23 protein-coding genes are annotated in these 22,424 nt (G+C 34.7%); 17 read left to right on the top strand and 6 right to left on the bottom strand.

The window, feature by feature from the left end:
* Positions 1-11: 11 nt before the first annotated feature.
* Positions 12-1,076: an ABC transporter ATP-binding protein gene (locus tag STERM_RS16860; RefSeq protein ID WP_012862836.1), complete on the top strand. Its 1,065-nt coding sequence runs from the start codon at positions 12-14 to the stop codon at positions 1,074-1,076.
* Between the two features lie 98 nt (positions 1,077-1,174).
* Here STERM_RS16860 and STERM_RS16855 read toward each other — a convergent pair whose 3' ends face one another.
* Positions 1,175-1,966 (bottom strand): hypothetical protein, encoded by a 792-nt coding sequence (locus STERM_RS16855; protein ID WP_012862835.1) that lies wholly within the window; start codon positions 1,964-1,966, stop codon positions 1,175-1,177.
* A 495-nt stretch (positions 1,967-2,461) separates the two neighbouring features.
* Between STERM_RS16855 and STERM_RS16850 the strand changes: the two genes are divergently transcribed.
* Positions 2,462-3,052, top strand: a complete 591-nt coding sequence (locus tag STERM_RS16850) for a TetR/AcrR family transcriptional regulator (protein ID WP_012862834.1) — start codon at positions 2,462-2,464, stop codon at positions 3,050-3,052.
* 85 nt (positions 3,053-3,137) lie between these two features.
* On the opposite strand, the gene STERM_RS16845 is transcribed toward STERM_RS16850, so the two are convergent.
* The 3 genes from STERM_RS16845 to STERM_RS16835 all read right to left on the bottom strand — a co-directional run bounded on the left by STERM_RS16845 (position 3,138) and on the right by STERM_RS16835 (position 5,212).
* Complete coding sequence (locus STERM_RS16845) at positions 3,138-3,671, bottom strand: flavin reductase (protein ID WP_012862833.1); 534 nt, start codon at positions 3,669-3,671, stop codon at positions 3,138-3,140.
* 120 nt (positions 3,672-3,791) lie between these two features.
* Entirely contained in the window at positions 3,792-4,259 is a 468-nt protein-coding gene (locus tag STERM_RS16840; protein ID WP_012862832.1) for a MarR family transcriptional regulator, read from the bottom strand.
* Between the two features lie 215 nt (positions 4,260-4,474).
* Positions 4,475-5,212 carry a GntR family transcriptional regulator gene (locus STERM_RS16835; protein WP_012862831.1) on the bottom strand — a complete coding sequence of 246 codons (738 nt, stop codon included), beginning with the start codon at positions 5,210-5,212 and terminating at the stop codon, positions 4,475-4,477.
* 184 nt (positions 5,213-5,396) lie between these two features.
* Between STERM_RS16835 and STERM_RS22415 the strand changes: the two genes are divergently transcribed.
* The 7 genes from STERM_RS22415 (at position 5,397) to STERM_RS16800 (ending at position 11,821) form a co-directional block, all read left to right on the top strand.
* Entirely contained in the window at positions 5,397-6,542 is a 1,146-nt protein-coding gene (locus STERM_RS22415; RefSeq protein ID WP_012862830.1) for a mannitol-1-phosphate 5-dehydrogenase, read from the top strand.
* Positions 6,543-6,557: 15 nt separating this feature from the next.
* Positions 6,558-7,232: a deoxyribose-phosphate aldolase gene (gene deoC / locus STERM_RS22410; protein ID WP_012862829.1), complete on the top strand. Its 675-nt coding sequence runs from the start codon at positions 6,558-6,560 to the stop codon at positions 7,230-7,232.
* Between the two features lie 89 nt (positions 7,233-7,321).
* Positions 7,322-7,768 (top strand): PTS sugar transporter subunit IIA, encoded by a 447-nt coding sequence (locus STERM_RS16820; RefSeq protein WP_012862828.1) that lies wholly within the window; start codon positions 7,322-7,324, stop codon positions 7,766-7,768.
* A 162-nt stretch (positions 7,769-7,930) separates the two neighbouring features.
* Entirely contained in the window at positions 7,931-9,319 is a 1,389-nt protein-coding gene (locus STERM_RS16815) for a PTS fructose transporter subunit IIC (RefSeq protein WP_012862827.1), read from the top strand.
* 22 nt (positions 9,320-9,341) lie between these two features.
* On the top strand, positions 9,342-10,388 hold the full coding sequence (locus tag STERM_RS16810; RefSeq protein WP_012862826.1) for a zinc-dependent dehydrogenase: 1,047 nt from the start codon (positions 9,342-9,344) through the stop codon (positions 10,386-10,388).
* Between the two features lie 161 nt (positions 10,389-10,549).
* Positions 10,550-10,909, top strand: coding sequence for a hypothetical protein (locus STERM_RS16805; RefSeq protein ID WP_012862825.1), 360 nt, complete (start codon positions 10,550-10,552; stop codon positions 10,907-10,909).
* 48 nt (positions 10,910-10,957) lie between these two features.
* Positions 10,958-11,821, top strand: coding sequence for a PhzF family phenazine biosynthesis isomerase (locus STERM_RS16800; RefSeq protein WP_012862824.1), 864 nt, complete (start codon positions 10,958-10,960; stop codon positions 11,819-11,821).
* Between the two features lie 87 nt (positions 11,822-11,908).
* On the opposite strand, the gene nagA is transcribed toward STERM_RS16800, so the two are convergent.
* Positions 11,909-13,033 (bottom strand): N-acetylglucosamine-6-phosphate deacetylase, encoded by a 1,125-nt coding sequence (gene nagA, locus STERM_RS16795; RefSeq protein WP_012862823.1) that lies wholly within the window; start codon positions 13,031-13,033, stop codon positions 11,909-11,911.
* Positions 13,034-13,858: 825 nt separating this feature from the next.
* Between nagA and agaW the strand changes: the two genes are divergently transcribed.
* From agaW to STERM_RS16760, 7 genes are all read left to right on the top strand, one after another.
* Complete coding sequence (gene agaW / locus STERM_RS16790; RefSeq protein ID WP_012862822.1) at positions 13,859-14,638, top strand: PTS N-acetylgalactosamine transporter subunit IIC; 780 nt, start codon at positions 13,859-13,861, stop codon at positions 14,636-14,638.
* The gene (locus tag STERM_RS16785; protein WP_012862821.1) at positions 14,628-15,443 is read left to right on the top strand and encodes a PTS system mannose/fructose/sorbose family transporter subunit IID; all 816 of its coding nucleotides are present in this window, start codon (positions 14,628-14,630) and stop codon (positions 15,441-15,443) included. The genes agaW and STERM_RS16785 overlap by 11 nt, the downstream gene beginning before the upstream one ends.
* 177 nt (positions 15,444-15,620) lie before the next feature.
* Positions 15,621-16,088: a PTS galactosamine transporter subunit IIB gene (gene agaB, locus STERM_RS16780; protein ID WP_012862820.1), complete on the top strand. Its 468-nt coding sequence runs from the start codon at positions 15,621-15,623 to the stop codon at positions 16,086-16,088.
* Positions 16,089-16,100: 12 nt separating this feature from the next.
* Complete coding sequence (gene agaC / locus STERM_RS16775; protein ID WP_012862819.1) at positions 16,101-16,895, top strand: PTS galactosamine transporter subunit IIC; 795 nt, start codon at positions 16,101-16,103, stop codon at positions 16,893-16,895.
* Positions 16,855-17,685 carry a PTS galactosamine transporter subunit IID gene (agaD, locus tag STERM_RS16770; protein WP_012862818.1) on the top strand — a complete coding sequence of 277 codons (831 nt, stop codon included), beginning with the start codon at positions 16,855-16,857 and terminating at the stop codon, positions 17,683-17,685. The genes agaC and agaD overlap by 41 nt, the downstream gene beginning before the upstream one ends.
* A gap of 13 nt (positions 17,686-17,698) precedes the next feature.
* A complete protein-coding gene (gene agaF / locus STERM_RS16765; RefSeq protein ID WP_012862817.1) occupies positions 17,699-18,136 on the top strand; it encodes a PTS galactosamine/N-acetylgalactosamine transporter subunit IIA in 438 nt (145 codons plus the stop codon).
* Between the two features lie 253 nt (positions 18,137-18,389).
* Positions 18,390-19,775 (top strand): MATE family efflux transporter, encoded by a 1,386-nt coding sequence (locus STERM_RS16760; protein WP_012862816.1) that lies wholly within the window; start codon positions 18,390-18,392, stop codon positions 19,773-19,775.
* A gap of 255 nt (positions 19,776-20,030) precedes the next feature.
* Here the strand turns inward: STERM_RS16760 and STERM_RS22735 are convergent, their stop codons facing one another.
* Positions 20,031-20,573 carry an LbetaH domain-containing protein gene (locus tag STERM_RS22735; protein ID WP_012862815.1) on the bottom strand — a complete coding sequence of 181 codons (543 nt, stop codon included), beginning with the start codon at positions 20,571-20,573 and terminating at the stop codon, positions 20,031-20,033.
* Between the two features lie 395 nt (positions 20,574-20,968).
* Here STERM_RS22735 and STERM_RS16750 point away from each other — a divergent pair, with 395 nt between their 5' ends.
* The gene (locus tag STERM_RS16750; protein WP_012862814.1) at positions 20,969-22,375 is read left to right on the top strand and encodes a DKNYY domain-containing protein; all 1,407 of its coding nucleotides are present in this window, start codon (positions 20,969-20,971) and stop codon (positions 22,373-22,375) included.
* Positions 22,376-22,424: the final 49 nt, after the last annotated feature.

Genomic DNA, 22,424 nt, shown 5'->3' with positions numbered 1-22,424 from the left:
AAAAAATAATTATGAATGAATTCAGACTTAGAAACATAGAAAAATATTACGGTAAAAATAAGGTATTAAATAAAATAGATCTGGATATCAGGGAAGGCGAATTTTTGACTTTACTAGGACCAAGCGGCTGCGGCAAAAGCACGCTGCTAAAATTAATAGCCGGTCTTGAAGAAACAAACAGCGGTTCTATAATGTATAACAATGAAAACTTCGGAAAAATTCCTACTAAAAAAAGAAATATAGGAATGGTTTTTCAGCATTATGCATTATTTCCCAATATGACTATTATTAAAAATGTTGCTTTTGGACTTGAAGCAAGAGGAATTGATAAGAAAACAGCAAAGGAAAAAGCTTTGATATGGCTGAAAAAAGTAGGTCTTGAATATCTTGAGGACAGATATCCGCATGAGTTATCAGGCGGTCAGCAGCAGCGTGTGGCTCTGGCAAGGGCTCTTGTACTAAATCCCGGAATACTCCTTCTGGATGAGCCGCTTTCAGCTTTAGATGCTTCTGTAAGAGGGATTTTGAGAGATGAAATAAGACAGCTGCAGCAGGAACTGGGAATAACCACTGTTTATGTTACACATGATCAGAGTGAGGCTCTGGGTATGTCTGATAGAATAGCTGTTATGCAAAAAGGTGAAATTGTAGAAATGGGAACTCCAAATGAGATTTATGATAATCCTAAAAATAAATTTACTGCGGAATTTATAGGGAATTCTTCAAAACTGCATGGAAAGGTTCTGTCAGCAGGTGAAAAGCTGATCAGGCTAGAAAATAGCAAGAATATGTATTTTGACAGTCTGGATAAAAAAATAAAAGACGGAGATAATGTAGTAATATTCATAAAAGCGGAAAAACTGGAGGTTTCAGAAGAAAAGAGCGAAAATACAATTGAAGCCAAGGTTATCATAAGGAATTTTTTGGGTGGTTTTGTGCGTTATAAGCTGGCTACAGAATATGGAAAAGAGCTTTGTCTTGATTTGGAGGCAGGTAATAAAAGGGTTTTTGAAAAAGATGAAATTTTGTTTCTAAAGCTTGACAATGAATCGTGTCATGTATATCAGGAAATATAAGATAGTGCCGAAATAATGATAAATAGAAAATGAGCCGGAATTGTGAGAAGATTCTCAAAAATCAAACGGCTCATTTTTACTTATAAAATTTTAAATTATTAAAATACAAATGTGACTATAGCTCTTGCACCCCAACGAGGTCCGCTGTCAGGACGTTCTACGTAATAATTCGGGGCAAGTGCAAAGCTTATCGGCATATTTCCGATCTTAGCTACCTTACTTACCTGAAGAGTAAGAGGAATTAGCCACTCATCTTCCTTCCAGTCATATGTAGATTCACTGTTAAGACCGATTGACCATCCTTTAGGAAGCTGATAGGTAATAAAAGGCTGTACCAGTGTTTTGGAAAAATATCCTTTGTCTCCGTCAGTACCCGGTCCGGCAAATGACCATACATGGTTTGCCATTCCGCCTATTGTCCATTTTCCAGGATCTATCAGAACTAATGCAGTAGGTCCTGCACCGAATCTCTTGCTGCTGAAATCATTATCATAGGTAGGGATCGAGAATATAGGTCCGAAACCAACGATAACTTTTGATTTTGTAGTAGTAGAGAAAAACAGGCTTTCCTGAATATCTCCCACACCTGTCTGTGTGCTGTCCGGAATGACATCATGCTGTGTAATGAGAGGGATAACTGTTCTGGAAATAACTGACCATTCATCATTTAGTTTAAATGATAAAATCGGCTGGACTCTGAGGGTATTTCTGGTACCGTAGTAAGGTCCCACATCTTTATCATAATCATATCTCAAAGGAAGATTATGAAGATCAGATACCGGATTTGCCAGCTTCTTTGAAATTTCATCCACATCATCAGCTGCTGCAAATTGTGCAGATAAAGTCATTATGAGCGTCAAAAAAATTAATTTTTTAAAAAATTTTTTCATATGTAGACTCCTTTTACCTGAAATTTTTAATGCAATATTATTATTAATACTTATTATGATACTAATTCTGATTAATAAAATAAATATAGAATTAGTTACACAAACTATAAATACTATACTTAATAGTATCATTAATTGATTGAAGAGTAAAGTTTTTTGTTAGTCGGATATTAAACTAAAAATAACAGAAAATTCTTTTATATAAAAAGAGTAATGTGCAAAATTGTAAAGTCAAATTATACTCAGGTATATTACAGGAAATTTTTTCAAAAATAATTAAAGGCACAATTGATTAATAATGAAGCTGTATTGACAGGTCAGGGTTTAATGTGTATAATTTAAATAAGTTAAAGGGAAAATAAGAAAGACAGAGTACTCATTCTTGATATTCCGGCGGGAAAATAATTTGCACATCTTCTGAAAACCTATCATATATCAGAAAAAGAGATGGATAAAAATAAACGGATACGAAATAATTATCCAGTAAGGAGAAAAATGGATACAAAAGAGAAAATTTTATTAGGAATGCTTGATCTGATACAGGAAGTAGGACTGGAGAAGGCTTCTATGGGAAAGCTGTCGCAAAAAATACATGCCAGCCCGGGGAATATTTATTTTTATTTCAGCGGGAAAAAAGATCTGATTGATACATTATATGAATACTGTATGATAAGTCTGGCAGAATATCTTGATCAGGGAAGACTGATGGAAGTGGATATAAATACAGATGCGGAAGTTTGTAAGGAATTTGTGCTGGACATGGTAAAAAGACATATAAATTTTTATAAAGAAAATCCGAAAATGCTTCATTTTGTTATTAAGTCAAAGAGTTCTTTTTATCTTTCAAGTGATATAAAAAAAGGCCGTTTCAAAAGAAATAAACCGATTTATTATTTTATGGGACTTCTTATAGAGCGAAAAATTATCAAATCTATGGATGTAGATATTATTTCGACGTTTATTATCGGGGTAATATATGAATTTTTGAAAGAAAGCATAATGTTCGAAAATATAAAACTGGATGATGAGGGAATAGACATGCTTGCTGAAATGATATGGTCAGGGCTTAAATACAGAGGAAATTAATGAATTATATAAAATTATGAGAATTTCATAATAAATAAAAAATATGCTGATATTGACAAGTATTTAGCATATTTTTTATTAGTTTTTATTTTTTTATCCAGATATCAGTAATTTCACCGATTACAAATTTACGATGATCGCTTGACTTTTTGTAAGTTTCATTTATATAATCTCTGGCTTCCTGTGAATAAAAATCATCAGGATCAGGGGTAGTAATCTGCATTAATTTACATTCGAAAATCAGCCTTGCTTTTTCAAAAGACATATTTTGGGAAGGGGTTTCGATGCTAATCAGCTCGGCTTCTTTCATTTTGTCACTGTCTCTTCCTGATTTACTTCCTAAAAACATCATTTGTTCTCTATAGTCATCCGGAAAATAAGATAATGTATATGTTTGCTCCTTTTGAATCATTTCAAGTGTATAGCGGTCTGATCTAAAAACACACCATGAAACAGGCTTTTTGAAAAGAACTCCAAATCCTCCTCCGCTGGCAACCATAGAATTATAATGATCTTTTTTACCTGCAGTAGCAGCAAAAAAGTCATTTCCAACTAATGTGAATACATTATCATTCATATCTTCGGCAGAAATTTTTTTGAATAACTGATTAATATCCATTCTATAAATTCTCCTTTTAAAATCCTAAAATTTGTTTCCTTGGAAACATAAAATATAATAGCATCATTTTGTTTCTTAGTCAATAAAAAAACCTGATCTAAAAAAGACAGGCTGTTTACATTATTTTGATTTAGTATTTAGTTTTTTTATTTCTTCATCCAGATGTTTGTTATAGCTTTTGATAAAGCTGAGAATGCTTCTGAATTGTTCTTCGCTTATTTGTTCAAATACAGGCTTATCCCGTTTCTGAAACTCTTTATGCAGTTTTCCGTGTATTTCATAGACCTTTTTTCCGTGTTCAGTAAGCCTAAAATAGATTTCCTTTTTGTTATCCGGTTTTTGGTAGCTTTCAATAAGATCTTTTTTTATGAGCTTTTTTGCCATTTTACTTATTGCACCGTTAGTCATGTAAAAAGCTTCTGCAAGCTTTGTTACATTAGGGTCCGTATTTTTCCCGATGTATTCAATACAATGCACTTCAGAAGGCTTATAACCTTTAAGGCTGTCTTCCATCTGAAATTTATTAAGCCGGACTATTTTATTTAATAAACCTCTGAAACCTGTTATGACCTGCTCTTCCCTGTTCATAATATTTCCTCCTCGTTAAATATTATACAGAATTTTTGCTGCTATTTCAATAATGCAGGCTGAATATTTTGAAGCAGAAGCACTCTTTAGCCGGAAGCCTGCAAAACCAGTAAGCAGCTGATTTTTACAAAATATAAACAAAACTGCCGTATTTCAAAAAAACTGTTTCAAAACAGAGCTATTACAGATACTTGTTATTCAAAACAGTTTTTTATTTATTTTATTATTTCAACTACAAATTTATTTTTATCGCCGCGGTAAAAACATTTAGAGAATTCCAAAGGAACATTTTTATCCGAATAAGCAACAGTTTCAAAGTAAAAAACAGGATCATTTTTTGAGATAGTAAGGAGATTCGAGAGCTCTTTTGTTGCTTTTTGCACTTCAAATGTTCGTACAGCTTTTTTTATGATAATATTTTTTTCTTCGAAAGAATCATAAAGAGAAACCTTTTCAAAATCTTTTTTAAATAAAAAGGGAGCCCTCTCATAAGGGATATACGTGGTAACAATCAGAAGCGGTTCATTGTCGGCATATCTCAGTCTCACGAGTTCTATTACATTTTCATCACTTTTTAGTTCCAGCTTTTCTCTTGTCTGCTTGTCCGGTGTAACAAGAAGTTTTTTTAAGACTTTTGTACCGGGACTTACTCCTTTTTGTGACATTTCGGCATTAAAGTTCTGAATAATGTGTGTAAACTCCTGTTTTATTTTTTTATCAGAGGAAACATAAGTTCCCTTGCCTTTTATTCTAATCAGATTCCCGTTTTGAACAAGGATGTCCATGGCTTTTCTGATAGTAGGCCTGCTTACATTGTATATTTTACATAGATCCAGTTCTTTGGGAATGATCTCACCATATGCAAAAACCCCGTTTTGTATATCATTGTATATTATTTCAAGAATCTGTTCATATAATGGAATTCCTATATTCTTATCTATTTGTTTTTTCATTTGTAAAGTAACACCTCATTTTTCATATTATAACAATTTTATATTATTTTGAAAAATTTTTCAAATAAATAATTTTTCTATTGACAAAATAAAAAAATGTGGTAACATATTATTACATAAGATGACATAATATTACATAATGAAACATAGGGTAACATATTTAGATTTGAAAAAGGAGGCAGTTATGGAAGTTTTTCATTTTGGTGCCGGCAGTATAGGAAGAGGCTTTATAGGGAAAATACTTTCTGAAAATTCATATAATGTCACATTTATTGACGTAAATGAGGAAATCATATCCCAGCTGAATAAAGATAATGAGTATACAGTGGAGACAGTAGGGGCAAACAGCAAAACTGAAACAGTAAAAAATGTATGCGGATTACTATCGGGAGATTTGGAGGGTATAAAAAGAAAAGTGCCGGAGACAGACCTTATAACGACAGCAGTGGGGGCTAATGTGCTGGAAATAATAGCACCAACAGTGGCAGAGATAATCAAATTCAGAAAAAACAGCGGTATTACAAGATACATTAATATAATAGCCTGTGAAAACAAACTCGAAGCTTCTACTTTCCTGAAATCAAAAGTAGAAAAATATCTGGATGAGAATGAAAAGGAGTATATGGAAACATATGCAGGATTTGTAAATTCAGCGGTGGACAGATTAATTCCGCCGAGAAAAATAGAGGGGAAAGAGGCAACATACACAATAGTGGAGGATTTCAACGAATGGATAGCAGATGAAACTCTTATAAAAGGAGAGCTTACACTAAAGGGAATGATAAAAAAGAAAGATCTTACCCCGTATATTGAAAGAAAACTTTTCACTGTAAATACAGGTCACATAATAGCTGCACACATGGGAGTCTACATGAATTACGAAACTATAGACCAGGCTGTCTGTGATGAAAAAATAAGAAAAATAATAATCGGTGCAATGGAAGAAAGCGGTGCTGTATTAATAAAAAGATACGGTTTTGACAAAGAAGAGCATGAAAAATATATACAAAAGATACTAAAGCGTTTCGAAAATAAGTATCTTGGAGACAGCACAGTAAGAGTGGGAAGAGAACCCTTAAGGAAGCTCGGTGTAAGGGAGAGACTTATAAGACCGTTACTTGGAACACTTGAATACGGACTTCCCAATGAAAATTTACTAACAGGGATTTCATACGCATTAAAATATGATGTTCCTTCTGACAGGGAGTCTGTGGAACTGCAGGAAATGCTTAAAACAGCAGGAGTAGAAGAAACTTTAAAAAAAGTTACGGAAAATTCCATTCCTGATGAGCTTATTACAATTATTAAATCAAATTACGAAAAATTATAAAAATGGAGGATAACAATGGAAAAAAAAGATTTGGCACAAATGGTGGATCATACACAGCTTAGAGCGTATGCAGTAAAAGAAGATTTTGAAAAGCTTTGTAAGGAAGCGGCAGATTACGGCTTCAAGATGGTAGCAATAAATTCGTATCCTGTGGAATTATGCAGTAAGCTTCTGAAAGGAACCGGGGTACATGTGGGAGCAGCAATTGGTTTTCCTCTTGGGCAGACAACTATAGAAAATAAAGTGCATGAAACTAAACAGGCTATAGAAAACGGGGCAGATGAAATTGATTATGTAATAAACATAGGAAAGCTGAAGGAAAAAGACTATGATTACATAGAAAGAGAAATGACAGAGATCGTAAAAGCATGCAGAGAAAAGAATATTTTATCAAAGGTAATATTTGAGAACTGCTATCTTACAGATGATGAAAAAATAAAAGTAAGTGAAATAGCAGCAAAAGTGAAACCGGACTTCATAAAAACATCAACAGGATTCGGAACAGGCGGAGCTACGTTAGAGGATGTAAAGCTGATGAAATCAATAGTAAAAGATGAAGTAAAGGTAAAAGCAGCAGGCGGTATAAGAGATCTTGATACATTCCTGGCAATGGTGGAAGCAGGGGCTGAAAGAATAGGGACAAGTGCCGGAATAGAAATTATGAATGAATATGATAAAAGAAATAAATAGATGAAAATAAGCCGGTCTGTAAATCTGGATATAAAGACATCTTACTGTAAACAGCAAAGAAATGGCTAAGTACTTTGGAAGGAGAAAGAATGGATATAAATAAGCTGATGAATGAAAATCTTATTAATTTAAATCTGAAAGGTGAAACAAAGCTGGATGTAATAAATGAACTTGTGGAGCTTTTGGATAAAGAGGGAAGACTTCTGGATAAAGAAGTATATTTTCAGGATGTATTGAAAAGAGAAGAAATAGGGTCTACAGGAGTGGAAATGGGAGTAGCTATTCCTCATGGCAAGAGTGTCGGCGTGAAGGAGCCTTCACTGGCATTCGGAAGAATAAACGGCGGTGTGGATTTTAATTCAATGGACGGAGTTAAGAGTGATCTTGTATTTTTAATAGCGGTTCCTGAAAATTCAGATGATACGCATATAAGAATATTAACAAGCTTTGCAAGAAAATTAATGCATAAGGAATTTAGAGATGGTCTCAGAAATGCAGTAAATCCTGCTGAAATAATAGAATTACTGAATAACTGATGTTTTATTCAGTAGTATGTCAATGTCAAATTACTTGTACTTCGCCGGTCTACTCAAATATTAAAATTTAAAAGAGAAAAGGTATAGTGCAGTATTCTGTTCACTTTCAGAATTATCCGGCTGGAAGTAAACAGGCTGCAGCACTAGGAGGAGGAATATTTTATGAAATATGTAGCGATAACATCATGTTCGACAGGAATTGCACATACTTATATGGCAGCAGAGGCTTTACAGATAGCAGCAAAAGAAATGAATGTGGAAATGAAAGTAGAAACACAAGGTTCAATAGGAGCGGAAAACGTACTTACCGATAAGGATATCAGAGAAGCAGATGCAGTAATAATAGCCGCAAGTACATCGGTGAATAAAGACAGATTTGTAGGAAAAAAGCTTATAGAGGTAAATGTGGATGAGGCAATAAAAGATCCGAAAGCCCTTATAGAAAGAGCTTCAAAGCTGACAACAGTGTATCAGGCGGAAAAAGCAGCAGAACAGACAAAAGCGGCAAAAGAAAAAAATCTCGGGCCTTACAAACATTTGATGACAGGTGTATCATATATGATTCCGTTTGTAGTAGCAGGGGGTATAATGATAGCTCTTGCATTCGCTCTGGGTGGAATAAATGCGGGAGATCAGCAGGGAACATTAGCAGCAGCATTTATGCAGATCGGCGGAGGAACGTCATTTGCATTAATGCTTCCGGTACTTGCAGGGTTTATAGCATTTTCAATTGCTGACAGACCGGGAATTGTTCCGGGGATGATAGGCGGAATGCTTGCCAATGCTATAGGTGCAGGTTTTTTAGGAGCATTAGTTGCAGGTTTTCTTGCAGGATATGTTATAATGTTACTTAAGCAGGTAATAAAAATACCAAAAGCATTTCAAGGATTAATGCCTGTACTTATTTTACCGTTATTGTCTTCAATGATAGTCGGACTTGTTATGATTTATGTTTTAGGAAAACCATTTACAGCATTAAATAATTTTATGACAGACTGGCTGAACGGATTGAGCGGTATAAACTCTATAGGACTGGGAATAATACTCGGGGCAATGATGGCCATAGATATGGCTGGACCTATAGGGAAAGCAGCATATTTCTTCGGTGTGGCATCACTTACAAGCTTACAGCCCGGACAGACATCAATGGTAATGGCTGCGGTAATGGCAACTGGTATGATACCGCCGTTAAGTATGGCACTTGCATCTCTTATAGCAAAGGATAAATTTACGGCAGAAGAAAGAGAAGCAGGAAAAACAGCATGGGTATTAGGGCTTTCGTTTATAACCGAAGGAGCTATACCATTCGCGGCGGCGGATCCTTTGAGAGTACTGCCTTCAGTAGTTTTGGGTTCGGCAGTTACAGGAGGACTTTCAATGCTGTTTAAATGCGGTTTGGCAGTTCCACACGGGGGGATATTCGTACTTCCGATACCGGGAGCAGTAAGTAACCTGCTCGGATATATCATTGCCATAGCGGCAGGAACAGTAGTAGCAGCATTCGCAGTGATAATTCTGAAAAAGAAAAAAGAAGTTGCGGTTAACGCATAAAATAAAAAGAGAGGTGGCATTTATGAAAGCGGCATTTCTATACAATGCTAATGATTTAAGACTGGAAGAAACAGAAAAACCATCAATAAATGATGATGAAATACTTGTGAAGGTGAAATCTGCAGCTATCTGCGGGACTGACATAAGAATGTTTAAAAACGGTTATGCAGGAGTGGATGAAAACAATCCGAGAATACTCGGTCATGAAATCAGCGGTGAAATAGCTGAAACAGGAAAAAATGTACAAAAGTATAAAAAAGGAATGAGAGTGGCAATAGCACCTAATATGGGATGCGGTACATGCGACAGATGTGTCAGCGGAAATACTCATTTATGTGAAACATATGAAGCATTTGGGATAAATCTTCAGGGCGGCTTTGCAGAATATTTAAAAATTCCTGCAAAAGCAGTAAATCAAGGAAATCTTGTAGAGCTTGATGATAAAATATCATATGAGGAAGCAGCGCTTGTAGAGCCGTTATCATGTGTTTTTAACGGACAGAGCAGAGTAAATATAGAACTCGGCGACACTGTACTTATAATTGGTGCAGGTCCGATAGGGATAATGCATGCATTTCTTGCAAAAATACAGGGAGCAGTAAAGGTGTTTATGAATGATCTTTCCGAAGACAGACTGGCACTGTGTAAGGAGCTTGACCCTGATATAATAACAGTGACTTCGGCAGAATTAAAAGAGAAAATAATGGCAGAAACTAAGGGAAACGGAGTAGATGTAAGCATAATAGCAGCTCCGTCACCGGAAGCACAAAGTTCTGCAATAGAGCTAATGAATATGAACGGAAGAGTATTATTTTTCGGAGGACTGCCTAAAGACAGAGAGAACGTACAGTTAAACTCAAATACAATACATTATAAACAGCTTGCTGTACACGGCAGTGCACGTGCGAGTCTTATACAATACAGAAAATCACTGGCACTGGTAGAAAATGGTCTTATTCCAATGAAAAAAATAATCTCAAGCAGATTTAAGCTTGATGAAATAAATGAAGCAGTGAAAAAAGCCGCAGATGGAAGCGGTTTGAAAAATGTAATTAATTTTGAGGATTAGTAATAAGAATATAATTGTGGAAAATATTCATACAGAGGTTTAAAAATGGGCTGAAAGGCTCATTTTTTATGTATACTGCCAGATATCATTTTGGAATATACTTAAATACTGTGGGTGGTTATGATATAATCAGGATTATAATCTGAATACTGAGGTGTTTTATGGTTCGAGACGGCCTTGTTTTTTATGACGGAAACAAAAAAATTATATTTAATCAATTTAGTTTTTGTGAATATGTAAAATGGAACATAGTCAGGTTTGCAGGTAAAACATATGAAGAAGCTGACACAATTGTTAATGAATCGAATTTAGCCAGAGAAGCAGAGAGAGCCGGGGAAGCGTATTGTCTGATACATGAGACTGAATATCATTGGGCAATGCTTCTCGTATATGGTAATATGTACTGGTTACACGGGGTTCCATATCCCGAGCCGTGTTCAAACGAAGAGTATGTAATTTGGGAAAGTGAAATATCAGAAAAGTATAATCTAAAGGAAATTTGTGAATTTTATTCAGAATAAAGATTTTTGTAATTATATGAAAAAATATATTATTAGTGAGGGGAAATAATGAAAATATACAAGTATGAAGCATTTACAGATAAAGCCGGCATGGGTAATCCGGCAGGAGTGGTATTCGAATGTGATGATCTTACAGAAGATGAAATGCAGAAAGCAGCCGGAAAAATAGGATTTAATGAGACTGTATTTTTACTTGCTTCAAAAGAGGCGGATATAAAAATGCGTTATTTTACTCCGGGACATGAAATGAATTTATGCGGTCATGCTACGATTGCCGGAGTAAAAGCATTATTTGAAAAAGAAAACAAAAAAATAAAAACCGTAGAAACACTGTCAGGAATAATTGATGTAAATATGGAAGTTCAGAATACAGGAAAAACCTTCATATCAATGAAACAGCTTCCGGCACAGTTTGAGGAATTTAAGGGAGATAAAGCTAAGCTGGCTGAAGCAATAGGGATAAAAGAAAAGGACATAGACGATGATCTGCCGATAATGTATGGAAGTACAGGAATATGGACTTTACTGATACCGATAAAAAAACTGGATATTTTTTCAAAAATGAAGCCTGAGAATAAAAGGTTTCCGGAAGTATTGACGCAAAAGCCAAGAGCATCTGTACATCCGTTCTGTCTTGAAACTTATGATAAAGATGCAGACATGCACGGAAGACATTTTTCGTCGCCGTTTTCCGGAACAGTGGAGGATCCGGTTACAGGAACTGCATCAGGAGTAATGGGAGCATATTATATAAGCTTTATAAAATCTTTGGATGAGAAAAATATAGCAGTGGAACAGGGACAGGAAATCGGGAAAAGCGGAATGATTTATGTAAAGGTAAAAAAAGAATACGGAAATCTTAATGTGGAGATCAAAGGGGAAGCGGTTTATGCCGGAGAGATTTTTCTTTGAAATAAAATACAGTATAAATAAAACCGGACACAGCATTGACCTGTAATGATGAATTTACAATGCGTGTCCGTTTTTTTATATAACAGCTTAAGAAATTATCTTTCCTGCTTTTATTATTTTTTCTATATTATATTCTCTGTCTACGACCAGCAGATCGGCATCTCGTCCCACTTCTATCCTTCCTTTGGAAGTCAGACCCAGCTCATCGGCAGCATTTGTGCTGGTAAGCTTAACTGCACCGATAATACCAGAATCAAGAAATCTCAGGGCATTTTTGAATGCTCTGTCCATTGTAAGGGTGCTTCCTGCGAGTGAACCGTTGGCAAGTCTTGCTTCGTATCCTTTTACGAATACATCCTGTCCTCCGAGATCGTATTTTCCGTCCTGAAGTCCAGTGGCTCTCATGGCATCGGTAATAAGAGAGAGCTTGTTCCCTTTACATTTATAGGCAAGCTTTGCCATTTTAGGGTGGACATGAATTCCGTCAAGAATCAGTTCAGCATGTATTCTGTCGTTATTCAGTATTGCACCTGCCGTACCGGGTTCTCTGTGATGGAGTCCTTTCATGCCGTTATACAGGTGGACACAGTGTGTCATACCGAATAAACTGGCTTCTTCTACAAGCTCACTGTCAGCACTTGTGTGTCCTATAGAAGCAATTACACCTTTCTCTTTTAATTTCTGAATAACAGAAAATTCTATACGTTCAGGGGCGGCTGACAGAATTTTTAGGATATCCCAGTAATTTCCAACCAGTGCTTCCAGAGTATCAAGTGTGCCGTATTGTAAAAATTTAGGATTCTGTGCACCTTTGAATTCATCGCAGAAAAATGGTCCTTCCATATGGACACCAATAATATCTGCTGTATTTTCGATATCCATTCCCATTACTGTTTTTACAGCTTCAAAACCGCTGTGTATTCTTTCCACAGATTCTGTAAGAAGTGTAGGCAGATAGGAAGTAACACCTCTTTTCAAAACTTCTTTCGACATAGAAGTAACTGCTTCCACAGTACCGTCCATGGCATCATGCCCTCCTATACCATGAATATGCATATCTATAAATCCGGGAATAAGATACTTTCCGCTGCAGTCAAGAGATTCATCAGATTCTATTTCAGCAGAGATTTTGAAAATTTTTCCGTTTTTTATTTGAACATCACTTTTGATTACCTCGTCTTCAAGTACAATATCAATATTTTTTAATACCATAAAAATACCTCCAGCAAAATTGTCAGTACTTTGCAAAATCAAAAAAACAGAGACAGAGCATAGTCTGATCAAATTATTTATATCTTATTCAAATTATAGTCTAAAAAAATTTTTCGGTCAAGAGAGTAATTATTATTTATAAGAGTATAGAAGATCAGTTTGGAGCCTGCCTGCTGCTTTTATATCATCAGTTTTATTTCATCATTATACCTAACAGATATTTTACAGAATGCCAAATATCCGGTATTGAAAAATTGGAATAAAATATGACTTTATAAGCGAAGCAGACATATTATAAAATATACGGGTTATAAATTGAAAAAATAAAAAAGTATTTTTTTCAGTTATGTAAACAAAAATTTATATTTCAAAATAAATAAAAAACAATAGTTATTATTATTATGTAATTAATTAAAAATAAATAAATTAAAAGTAATGTATATTTCGGTATTTATAGGAAACACAAGGGGAAAAGAATGGGAAACAGAATATTCTAACAGCACGGTAAACGAACTTTAGTTGACATTTTTTGTTAAGGTGGTATAATAAATAATGAGTAAGCATTGTACATAAAAGGCTTTAGCAACATTTCTTAACTTTCGTATATTTAATATCAAATTATTAAAACGGGGGACTTATCAAAAAATAATCTAAAAATTCAAATGTTAAAAATTTAATTTCAAAATTCAAAATAATATAAAAAAATATCCAATATAATTTATAGTTACTTTCTGAGTACAATATTAAAGCTAGCAATAAGTTTAATTAATAGATTGAACCTGAGTTAATGTTTTAAAATTGAACCAAAAACAGGAGGTGTTCTTAATGTTCGTACAGGCGTTACTAATAGGAATCTGGGCAGGACTTGCGGGAATTGACTTATTTGATCTTCAGCTGCATGTTCACAGACCAGTGGTAACAGGCTTAGTAGTAGGAATAATATTAGGAGATGTAAAGACAGGATTAGTTGCAGGGGGAATGTTAGAATTAGTATGGATGGGGATGGTGCCGCTTGCCGGTGCACAGCCGCCTAACGTGGTTATCGGAGGGATAATAGGAACTGCTTTTGCTATATTTACAAAAGAAGATCCTAATATAGCAGTTGGTGTAGCAGTGCCTTTCGCTATTGCGGCGCAGGCAGGAATAACATTGTTATTCACTGTATTTTCACCGGTAATGCATAAGGCCGACGAATATGCAGCCAATGCAGATGTAAGGGGAATAGAAAGAATAAATTATCTCGGATTACTGATTTTATTTTGTTCATATTTCGTAGTTGCATTTTTGCCTATATTTTTCGGGGAAGAAGCTGCAAGAAGCGTGGTGCAGATGTTACCTGAAAAGTTAATAGGAGGATTATCGGTAGCCGGAGGAATGATGCCGGCAGTAGGATTTGGAATGCTTTTGAAAATTATGCTGAAAAAAGAGTTTGCCGGATTCCTGATACTGGGATTCGTACTGGCAGCTTTCTTAAAGCTGGAAATTATGGCGATAGCCTTTATAGGCTTGAGTATAGCAATGTATGACTACTATCTGAAAAAAGACAGATCCGGCGGATCAGGCGGAAATACAGAGGCAAAGGAGGAATATAGCGATGGAATCTAATGCTTATGCGGATCAGACAAAAGAAAAGGTAATTACTGCAAAAGACCTGAATAAAATGGCCTGGAGAGGGTTATTCGTACAGGCATCATTTAACTATGAAAGAATGCAGGCCTGCGGTTGGTTATATTCTATAATTCCGGGACTGAAAAAAATTCATAAAAACAAAGACGATATGTCAAAGTCTATGATGATGCATATGGAGTTCTTTAATACCCACCCTTTTCTGGTAACATTTATAGAGGGTATAGTAATAGCAATGGAGGAAAATAAAGAAAATATAGATACAATAAGAGGTATAAAAATAGCTACAATGGGACCGCTGGGAGGAATAGGGGATGCCCTGATATGGCTTACGCTTCTTCCAATATCAGCAGGAATAGGTTCTGCACTTGCTATAAACGGAAGTATAGCCGGACCGTTTGTATTCCTTTTGATTTTTAATGTAATTCACTTCGGTTTGATATACGGACTTATGCACTATGGATACAGAACAGGGGTAAGTGCGCTGAAAACATTGAATGAGGATACGCAAAGTATCTCAAGAGCTGCAAGTATACTTGGTCTTGCTGTGGTAGGAGGATTAATTGCCACATATATAAGATTTAATCTGACTTTGGTAATTAATGCAGGACAGGCGAAAGTGGCAATTCAGGAAGATGTTCTGGATAAAATCATGCCGGGACTGCTGCCTTTAGCTTACACTTTTCTTATGTACTACCTGTTAAGAAAAGGAAAATCACCTCTTTTACTGATAGGAATAACTTTACTTGTAGGTATAATAGGAAGATATATAGGTTTATTATAAATAAAAAAACAGCTACTTTGGGAGAAGTAGCTTTTTAAGATTTGTCGGCTGTGAAATAAAAGCCGGCAAATCCTAAAAAATTCAGCTTATGATAAAATTCAATAAAGCTTTTTTTGAAAGGAGCAAAAAATATCCAAAGCTGGTTTTTATAGATCAATAAATAAGGAGGAGAGACAAGTGGGACCTAATATTTTATTAACAAGAATTGACAATCGTCTGGTCCACGGACAGGTCGGAGTTACATGGGTAAAGTCACTGGGTGCAAATCTGATTGTGGTAGTAGATGATGTTGCGGCTAACAGCGATGTGGAAAAACAATTAATGGAGGTAGTTGCTAAATCTTCCGGGGTAGGAATCAGATTTTTTACCATAGAACACACGATTAACATTATTCATAAAGCTTCGCCTAATCAGAAAATATTTATAGTGTGTAAAACTCCGGAAACAGTGAAAAAACTAGTAGACGGAGGAGTTCCTATAAAGGAAGTGAATATCGGAAATATGCATTTTTCTGAGGGGAAAGAGCAGCTCAGCAAGAAAGTATATGTGGATCAAAAAGACAGAGATGATATCAAATATCTGGAATCTAAAGGAGTAGATATTTATATACAGGATGTACCTGGAGACAAAAAACTAAAAGTGTAAGAGGTGGATAATATGCTAGAAATAAGTTTATTTCAAGGAATATGCTTAGCGGTTATGGCTTTTATTGTTGGTATTGATTTTTGGCTTGAGGCCTTATTTATATTTAGACCATTGATAGTAAGTACTCTGACAGGACTTATTTTGGGGGATTTAAGGCTTGGATTACTTACAGGTGCTTTGACAGAACTTGCTTTTGCCGGACTGACTCCGGCGGGAGGAACACAGCCGCCTAACCCTGTTTTGGCAGGAGTAATGACCACGGTTATAGCTTATACTGCTAAGGTAGATGCGAAAATAGCCATTGGATTAGCACTTCCGTTTAGCTTTTTAATGCAGTATATTATCTTATTTTATTACTCGATATTCTCGCTCTTCATGAAAAAAGCGGATAAATATGCAGAAGACGTAGAGATAAAGAAATTTTATTTTTTAAATTTAGTTACCACATTAATAGTAGGTATATCATATGCGGTTGTTGTTTTCGTATCTTCATATGTGGCACAGGAAGCTGTGCAGAATCTGGTAAACAGTATGCCAGAATGGCTGACTCACGGATTTGAAGTAGCAGGGGGTATCCTTCCTGCAGTGGGATTTGGGCTTTTGTTAAGGGTTATGCTTCAGAAACAATATATACCATATTTAATAATAGGATTTGTAGTGGCATCTTTCTTAAAATTTTCGAATCTCCTTCCGGTAGCTTTGCTGGGAACAGCATTTGCAATATATGAATATTTTAATCAGAAGAAAATCGAAGAGGCTGGATTAAATGCAAGAGACAGAGGAGATGATGGCAATGAAGGAATCTAATAAAAAAGTTCTTACAAAGAGGGATATAACTCTTTTGGGCTTCAGATCATCTTTCCTGCAGGCATCATTCAACTATGAAAGAATGCAGGCTGGAGGATGGACATGCTCTATGCTTCCTACTATAGAAAAAATACATAAAGGCGATAAACAGGCTATTTCTAATTCGATGAAAGATAACCTTGAATTTATAAATACTCATCCTAATCTGGTAGGTTTTCTGATGGGGCTGCTGATGTCACTTGAAGAGAGCGGAGAAGACAGAGATTTGATAAAAGGTCTGAAAGTAGCATTGTTTGGACCTTTAGCCGGAATAGGGGATGCCATATTCTGGTTTACAATACTTCCTATAGTAGCCGGAATTTCTGCATCATTTGCAGAAGAAGGAAGTGTTCTCGGACCGATTATATTCTTTATGGTTTATTTTGTTATATTTTTGTTCCGGGTTGTATGGACCCATTTTGGATATAACTTAGGTATAAGAGCAATAGAAAAAATAAAGGAAAATTCAGAAATAGTATCAAAAGCAGCAACTATACTGGGGACGACAGTTATAGGAGGACTTATAGCTTCATATGTACACATAGAAGTGGTTTCACAGATAGTGGTAAATGCAGAAAAAACAGTATCATTACAGGCCGATCTGTTTGATAAAATATTCCCTAATATTTTGCCGTTTGCCTATACGATGCTTATGTATGCTATTTTAAGAACCAGAAAAGTAAGTCCGACATTACTGATTTTACTTACATTTATAGCGTCAATAATTTTGTCGGCATTAAAAATATTGTAAGGAGCTGAGTAGAATGGTAGGGATAATAATAACAGGGCATGCTAATTTTGCTTTAGGAATGATGAGTGCCGTTAAGCTGGTATTTGGTTCACCTGAAAATCTGAAAATAGTAAATTTTGGCGAAGAAGATTCCTCAGAAGTTCTGGAAAACAATATAAAAACTGCAATACATGAATTAAAGGAATGTGACGGACTGCTGTGTTTTACAGACATTGCCGGAGGTACTCCTTTTCAGGTAGCCTCAAGACTAAGTATGGAGGAAGCTGAAATGAGAGTTATTTCAGGGACAAATCTTCCTATGCTTCTGGGAGTTTTAAGCGAAAGAGATGACATGGATCTGCATGAGCTCGCAGAATATGCACTTGAGGTAGGAAGAGAAGAAGTAAAAGAATTTATATTTATACCTTATGACAACAGCATTACATATGAATCTGAGGACGGCGGAATATAATAATTAAGAGCTTATTTTATAAGGGCAGACTGTAGTAACTATACAGTCTGTTTTTACTAAAGTATTTAATTTTTTCTATAAAAAACCATGATTTTTTATAAATAAACTCAGCAAAAAATCAAAAGTTTACAAAATATATAAAATATGATATTATTTTATTAAGCGGTATGCAGTGAAAAACATAAGTCTAGGTCGTTCTTGGACTTTTTTTTATTGCATGCCGCTTTTTTATTTTTAAGAAGAGGAGAAAATCATGGAAAGAAAATTAAATCAAAACAAAATGGGGATTGGGAGTGTCAACCGTCTTCTGATTACAATGGCAGCGCCAATGATAATATCTATGCTTATCGGAGCACTTTATAACATAGTTGACAGCTTGTTTGTTGCAAGATACAGTGAAAATGCTCTGACAGCAGTTTCTTTGGCTTTTCCTGTACAAAATATTATTATAGCCTGCGGGACAGGAATAGGCGTGGGAGCAAGTTCCAGCTTATCAAAATATCTGGGAGCCGGAGAACATAAAAAAGTGACTGTAATAGCTGTAAATAGTTTACTTATAGGAATTGCAGTATATTTGATGTTTTTAATATTCGGTTTTTTTATGTGTGAATGGTTTTTTAATATTCAGACTGATAATAAAGAAATAATAAATATGGGATATTCATATCTAAAGATATGCTCTGTCTTTTCTTTCGGTCAGCTGTTTCAGCTTATTCTGGAAAAATTACTGCAGTCTACAGGAAGAACTTTTTATACAATGATTTCACAAATTGCCGGAGCAATTGTTAATATTATTTTAGATCCTATTTTTATATTTGGATATTTTAATTTTCCGAGTCTTGGCGTAGCGGGTGCAGCTATTGCCACAGTAATAGGGCAGACTGTTTCTTTATTTTTGTGTATATATTTTAATTTGAAAAAAAATAAAGAAATAGACTTTTCTTTAAGAAATTTTGCTTTAGATATATCGGCAGTAAAAGAGATATGCAAAGTAGGGATTCCTACAATAATTATGCAGGCAATGAGTTCAATAATGATATTTGGTGTTAATATGATTTTATTAGGTTTTTCAGTGACAGCAACTGCAGTATTCGGAGCATATTTCAAATTGCAGACTTTCGTATATATGGCAGTATTTGGTCTGAATAATGCTTTAATACCAATTGTAGCTTTTAATTACGGGGCTAAAAACGGGGACAGGATACGTACATCAATTAAATTTGCCGGTTTATATTCATTATTTATAGGATTAATAGGATTTTTATTATTACAGCTGTTTACTACACAGATTATTGAAATGTTTAATCCGTCAGACGATATGCTGCAGCTGGGAATATCGGCATTAAGAATTTTAAGCTTAAGCTTTGCTTTTGGAAGTACGGTAGTTATGATGAGCTATGCCCTGCAAGGTCTGGGGAAAGGATTATCAAGCTTATTTTTATCTGCTTCACGACAATGTATTGTTTTACTTCCACTGGCGTATATCTTTGGAAATATTTTCGGATTATCTTTTATTTGGTGGTCATTTTTGATATCAGAAGCTGTAACATTTATTGGAGGGCTTATTTATATGAAATATGTTGACAGAAAAATTGTTATACCATTAGTAAATGGACCATTGAAGCTGGCAGATAATTAAAGAAATACTGTACTGTATCTTTAAACAGAGAATCGATGACTTACTGCGAAAATATAAAACACATACAAAAACAAGAGTTAGAAATTGAAAAGACATGATAAATTAGCCGGATATGAATCCGGCTTTTTGTTTTAAGATAAGAATTTTTATGAATAACAGCATAAACTTTCATCCGATTCATTAATAATTAAAAAGTTTCTCCAAAAGAAAGAGCTTTTACTGTATAAAGAACTAAGATACTTAATAACAGGGTTTTTAAGAGTGATCCTGCATTTTATCAAATTCGGCAACCCGTTTGGCATCAATTCTCATAATCTCTTCTCCGGAAATCATATCCGGATTGAATACTAAATCATAATCAGGATCTTTGGCTTTATATTGATTTATTCCATATGCGACGCTGTTTTCAGGAATATCTTTTGTAATGATTGCTCCGGCACCAATTACTGTATTTTTACCGATTGTTATTTGGCCAAGAACCTTAGCACCGTCTGCAATAATCACGTTTTCGGCAATGATGGGACTGCCCACATTTTCCCATTCCTTTTTTATTTTATTGTAGCGCATATTGGAACCTATTGTAACATTTTGAAAAATGACGACATTTTTACTCAGCTTTGCGGCAACTATTGTACACCCGCGTGCATGATGTGCAAAACGTACACTCTCATCCATGTCGGCACAGCGAATTTCACAGCAGTAACGCTGTTCTAATAATTCGGCGGCTTGTTTTTGTTCCGATGCTTCTTTTGAAAAGCAGTTTATTTTTATTAATTCTTCAAATGTCATATTTTCCATATTCTTAATCCTCCATGTGAAATTTTTTTTAATATATATATACTTTATATCAGATTATTTAGGATTATACCATGTTTGTTTCAGTGAAATAAAAATATTTAGTCCTGTATAATTAAAAAATAAAAAACTGTCCGGATTTTTCTTTTTATTTCAGACTAAGAATATAAAGGATGATTTTCTAATAGCCGGCATTTTTCTGAAAATTTGATAAGTACATCGAAAACAATGTATAAAAAATAAATTTGATAAAAAAGGAGAGATTTTAGAGCCGGCTTTTTATTTAATATTTATTGAATAAACAATATAAAAAAGATATAATATGAATAATAATGATTTAGAAAGTATATTTTTACTGATTTAATATGATATTGAAAAGTGAAATGAGGGTGAGTTTTATGAAAAAAATAGTTTTTATTCTGTTTTTAGCGGCATTCTATACAGGGATCAGCTGCAGTCCGGTATTTTATTCTTATGTAAAAGAAGGGAAAGAAGTGTATTATGGAATTCCGGGTTATAAGGAAGAACTGGTAAAGCTGGAAAAAGTAAATGCAGATAAGTTTACCGGAATTAATCCTTATTTTGGAAAAGATAATAAGAATGTTTATTATCAAGGAAGTGTAATAAAAGGCTCTGACCCCGAGACATTTCAATTTTTGGGCGGTGTCGGCACATTGATAGGGGCTACAGGCTATTCCAAGGATAAAAGAAATGTTTATTATCTCGGAGATATTATTTCGGGGGCAGATTCTCCTTCTTTTGTCCTTTTGGACAAAGTAGAGGGATACGGAAAAGATAATAAGAATGTATACTTTATGGGGAAAAAACTGGAATATGCCGACAGCGTATCATTCAAAACCATAGGAAATGATTATACATCAGATAAAAACGGTATTTACTACCAAACAGAGAAAATAGCAGGTGCAGATCCTGCGGAATATATTTTGGAGGGGCATTATCTTTTGAGTAACGAAAGTGTTTTTTACGGAAAAGAAAAAACAGATTATGACAGAAATACTTTTAAGGTAATGGAAGAATTTTATGATGGTGATACATGCGGGAGCAGTTATATTTATGCAATGGTAAAAGATAAAAACGGTGTTTACCTGAAAGATGAGAAAATAAAAGGAATAGATCCCGAAACTTTTAAATCTGCGGGAGCAGGATTATATGAGGATAAAAATTATTATTATTCAGGAATAGAGCGGCTCAATATTGTGAAGAAAGATTCTAAGATTTATAAGCTGGATTCCTCAGCTCAGAATATCCTGAAAGATAATAACAATATATATCTTTTAGGGAATAAAACTGAAAATTTGAAGGAAAAATATAAAATAGACCCAAAAAGCTTTGATCTTTATGCTGTAGTAGACGGGCTGAATATTTTCAAGGATAAAAATAATTTTTATGTTAATGACTGGCTGTATTTGAGAAAAACTGATATAACACCTGTAAAAAAAAGCCTTGTATATATTGATAAAGAGATGATTATATTAAAATCAAATAATAAAATAGCAGTAATAGACAGATTTGGCACAGAGTATTCCGATATAAAAGGTGTCGATACGGGAACCTATGCTTTTGCAAGAGGAAGCAGCTATATGGATGAACTTGCGGGAACCGGGGATTATGGGGCTTTTATAGACAAAAACAATATATATAAAAGAAATCCTTTTGATAAACATTTTACGACTGTTAGTAAAAAAATAAGTCCACAGGAATTTGAAAATCTGAAAAAATATATAATTACAGATGAGTTTGAAGAAAAAAGAGCTGAGTCACTCAAAGCGGTTGAAACAGAATAAAAGTGGAAATGATAAAGTGTTTGTTACATTTTTTAGATAAAACTAGTAT

The organism is Sebaldella termitidis ATCC 33386 (genome assembly GCF_000024405.1).
Lineage (GTDB): Bacteria > Fusobacteriota > Fusobacteriia > Fusobacteriales > Leptotrichiaceae > Sebaldella > Sebaldella termitidis.
Note: the sequence above shows the minus strand (reverse complement) of the source record. Positions and strands in the feature narration are given on the sequence as shown.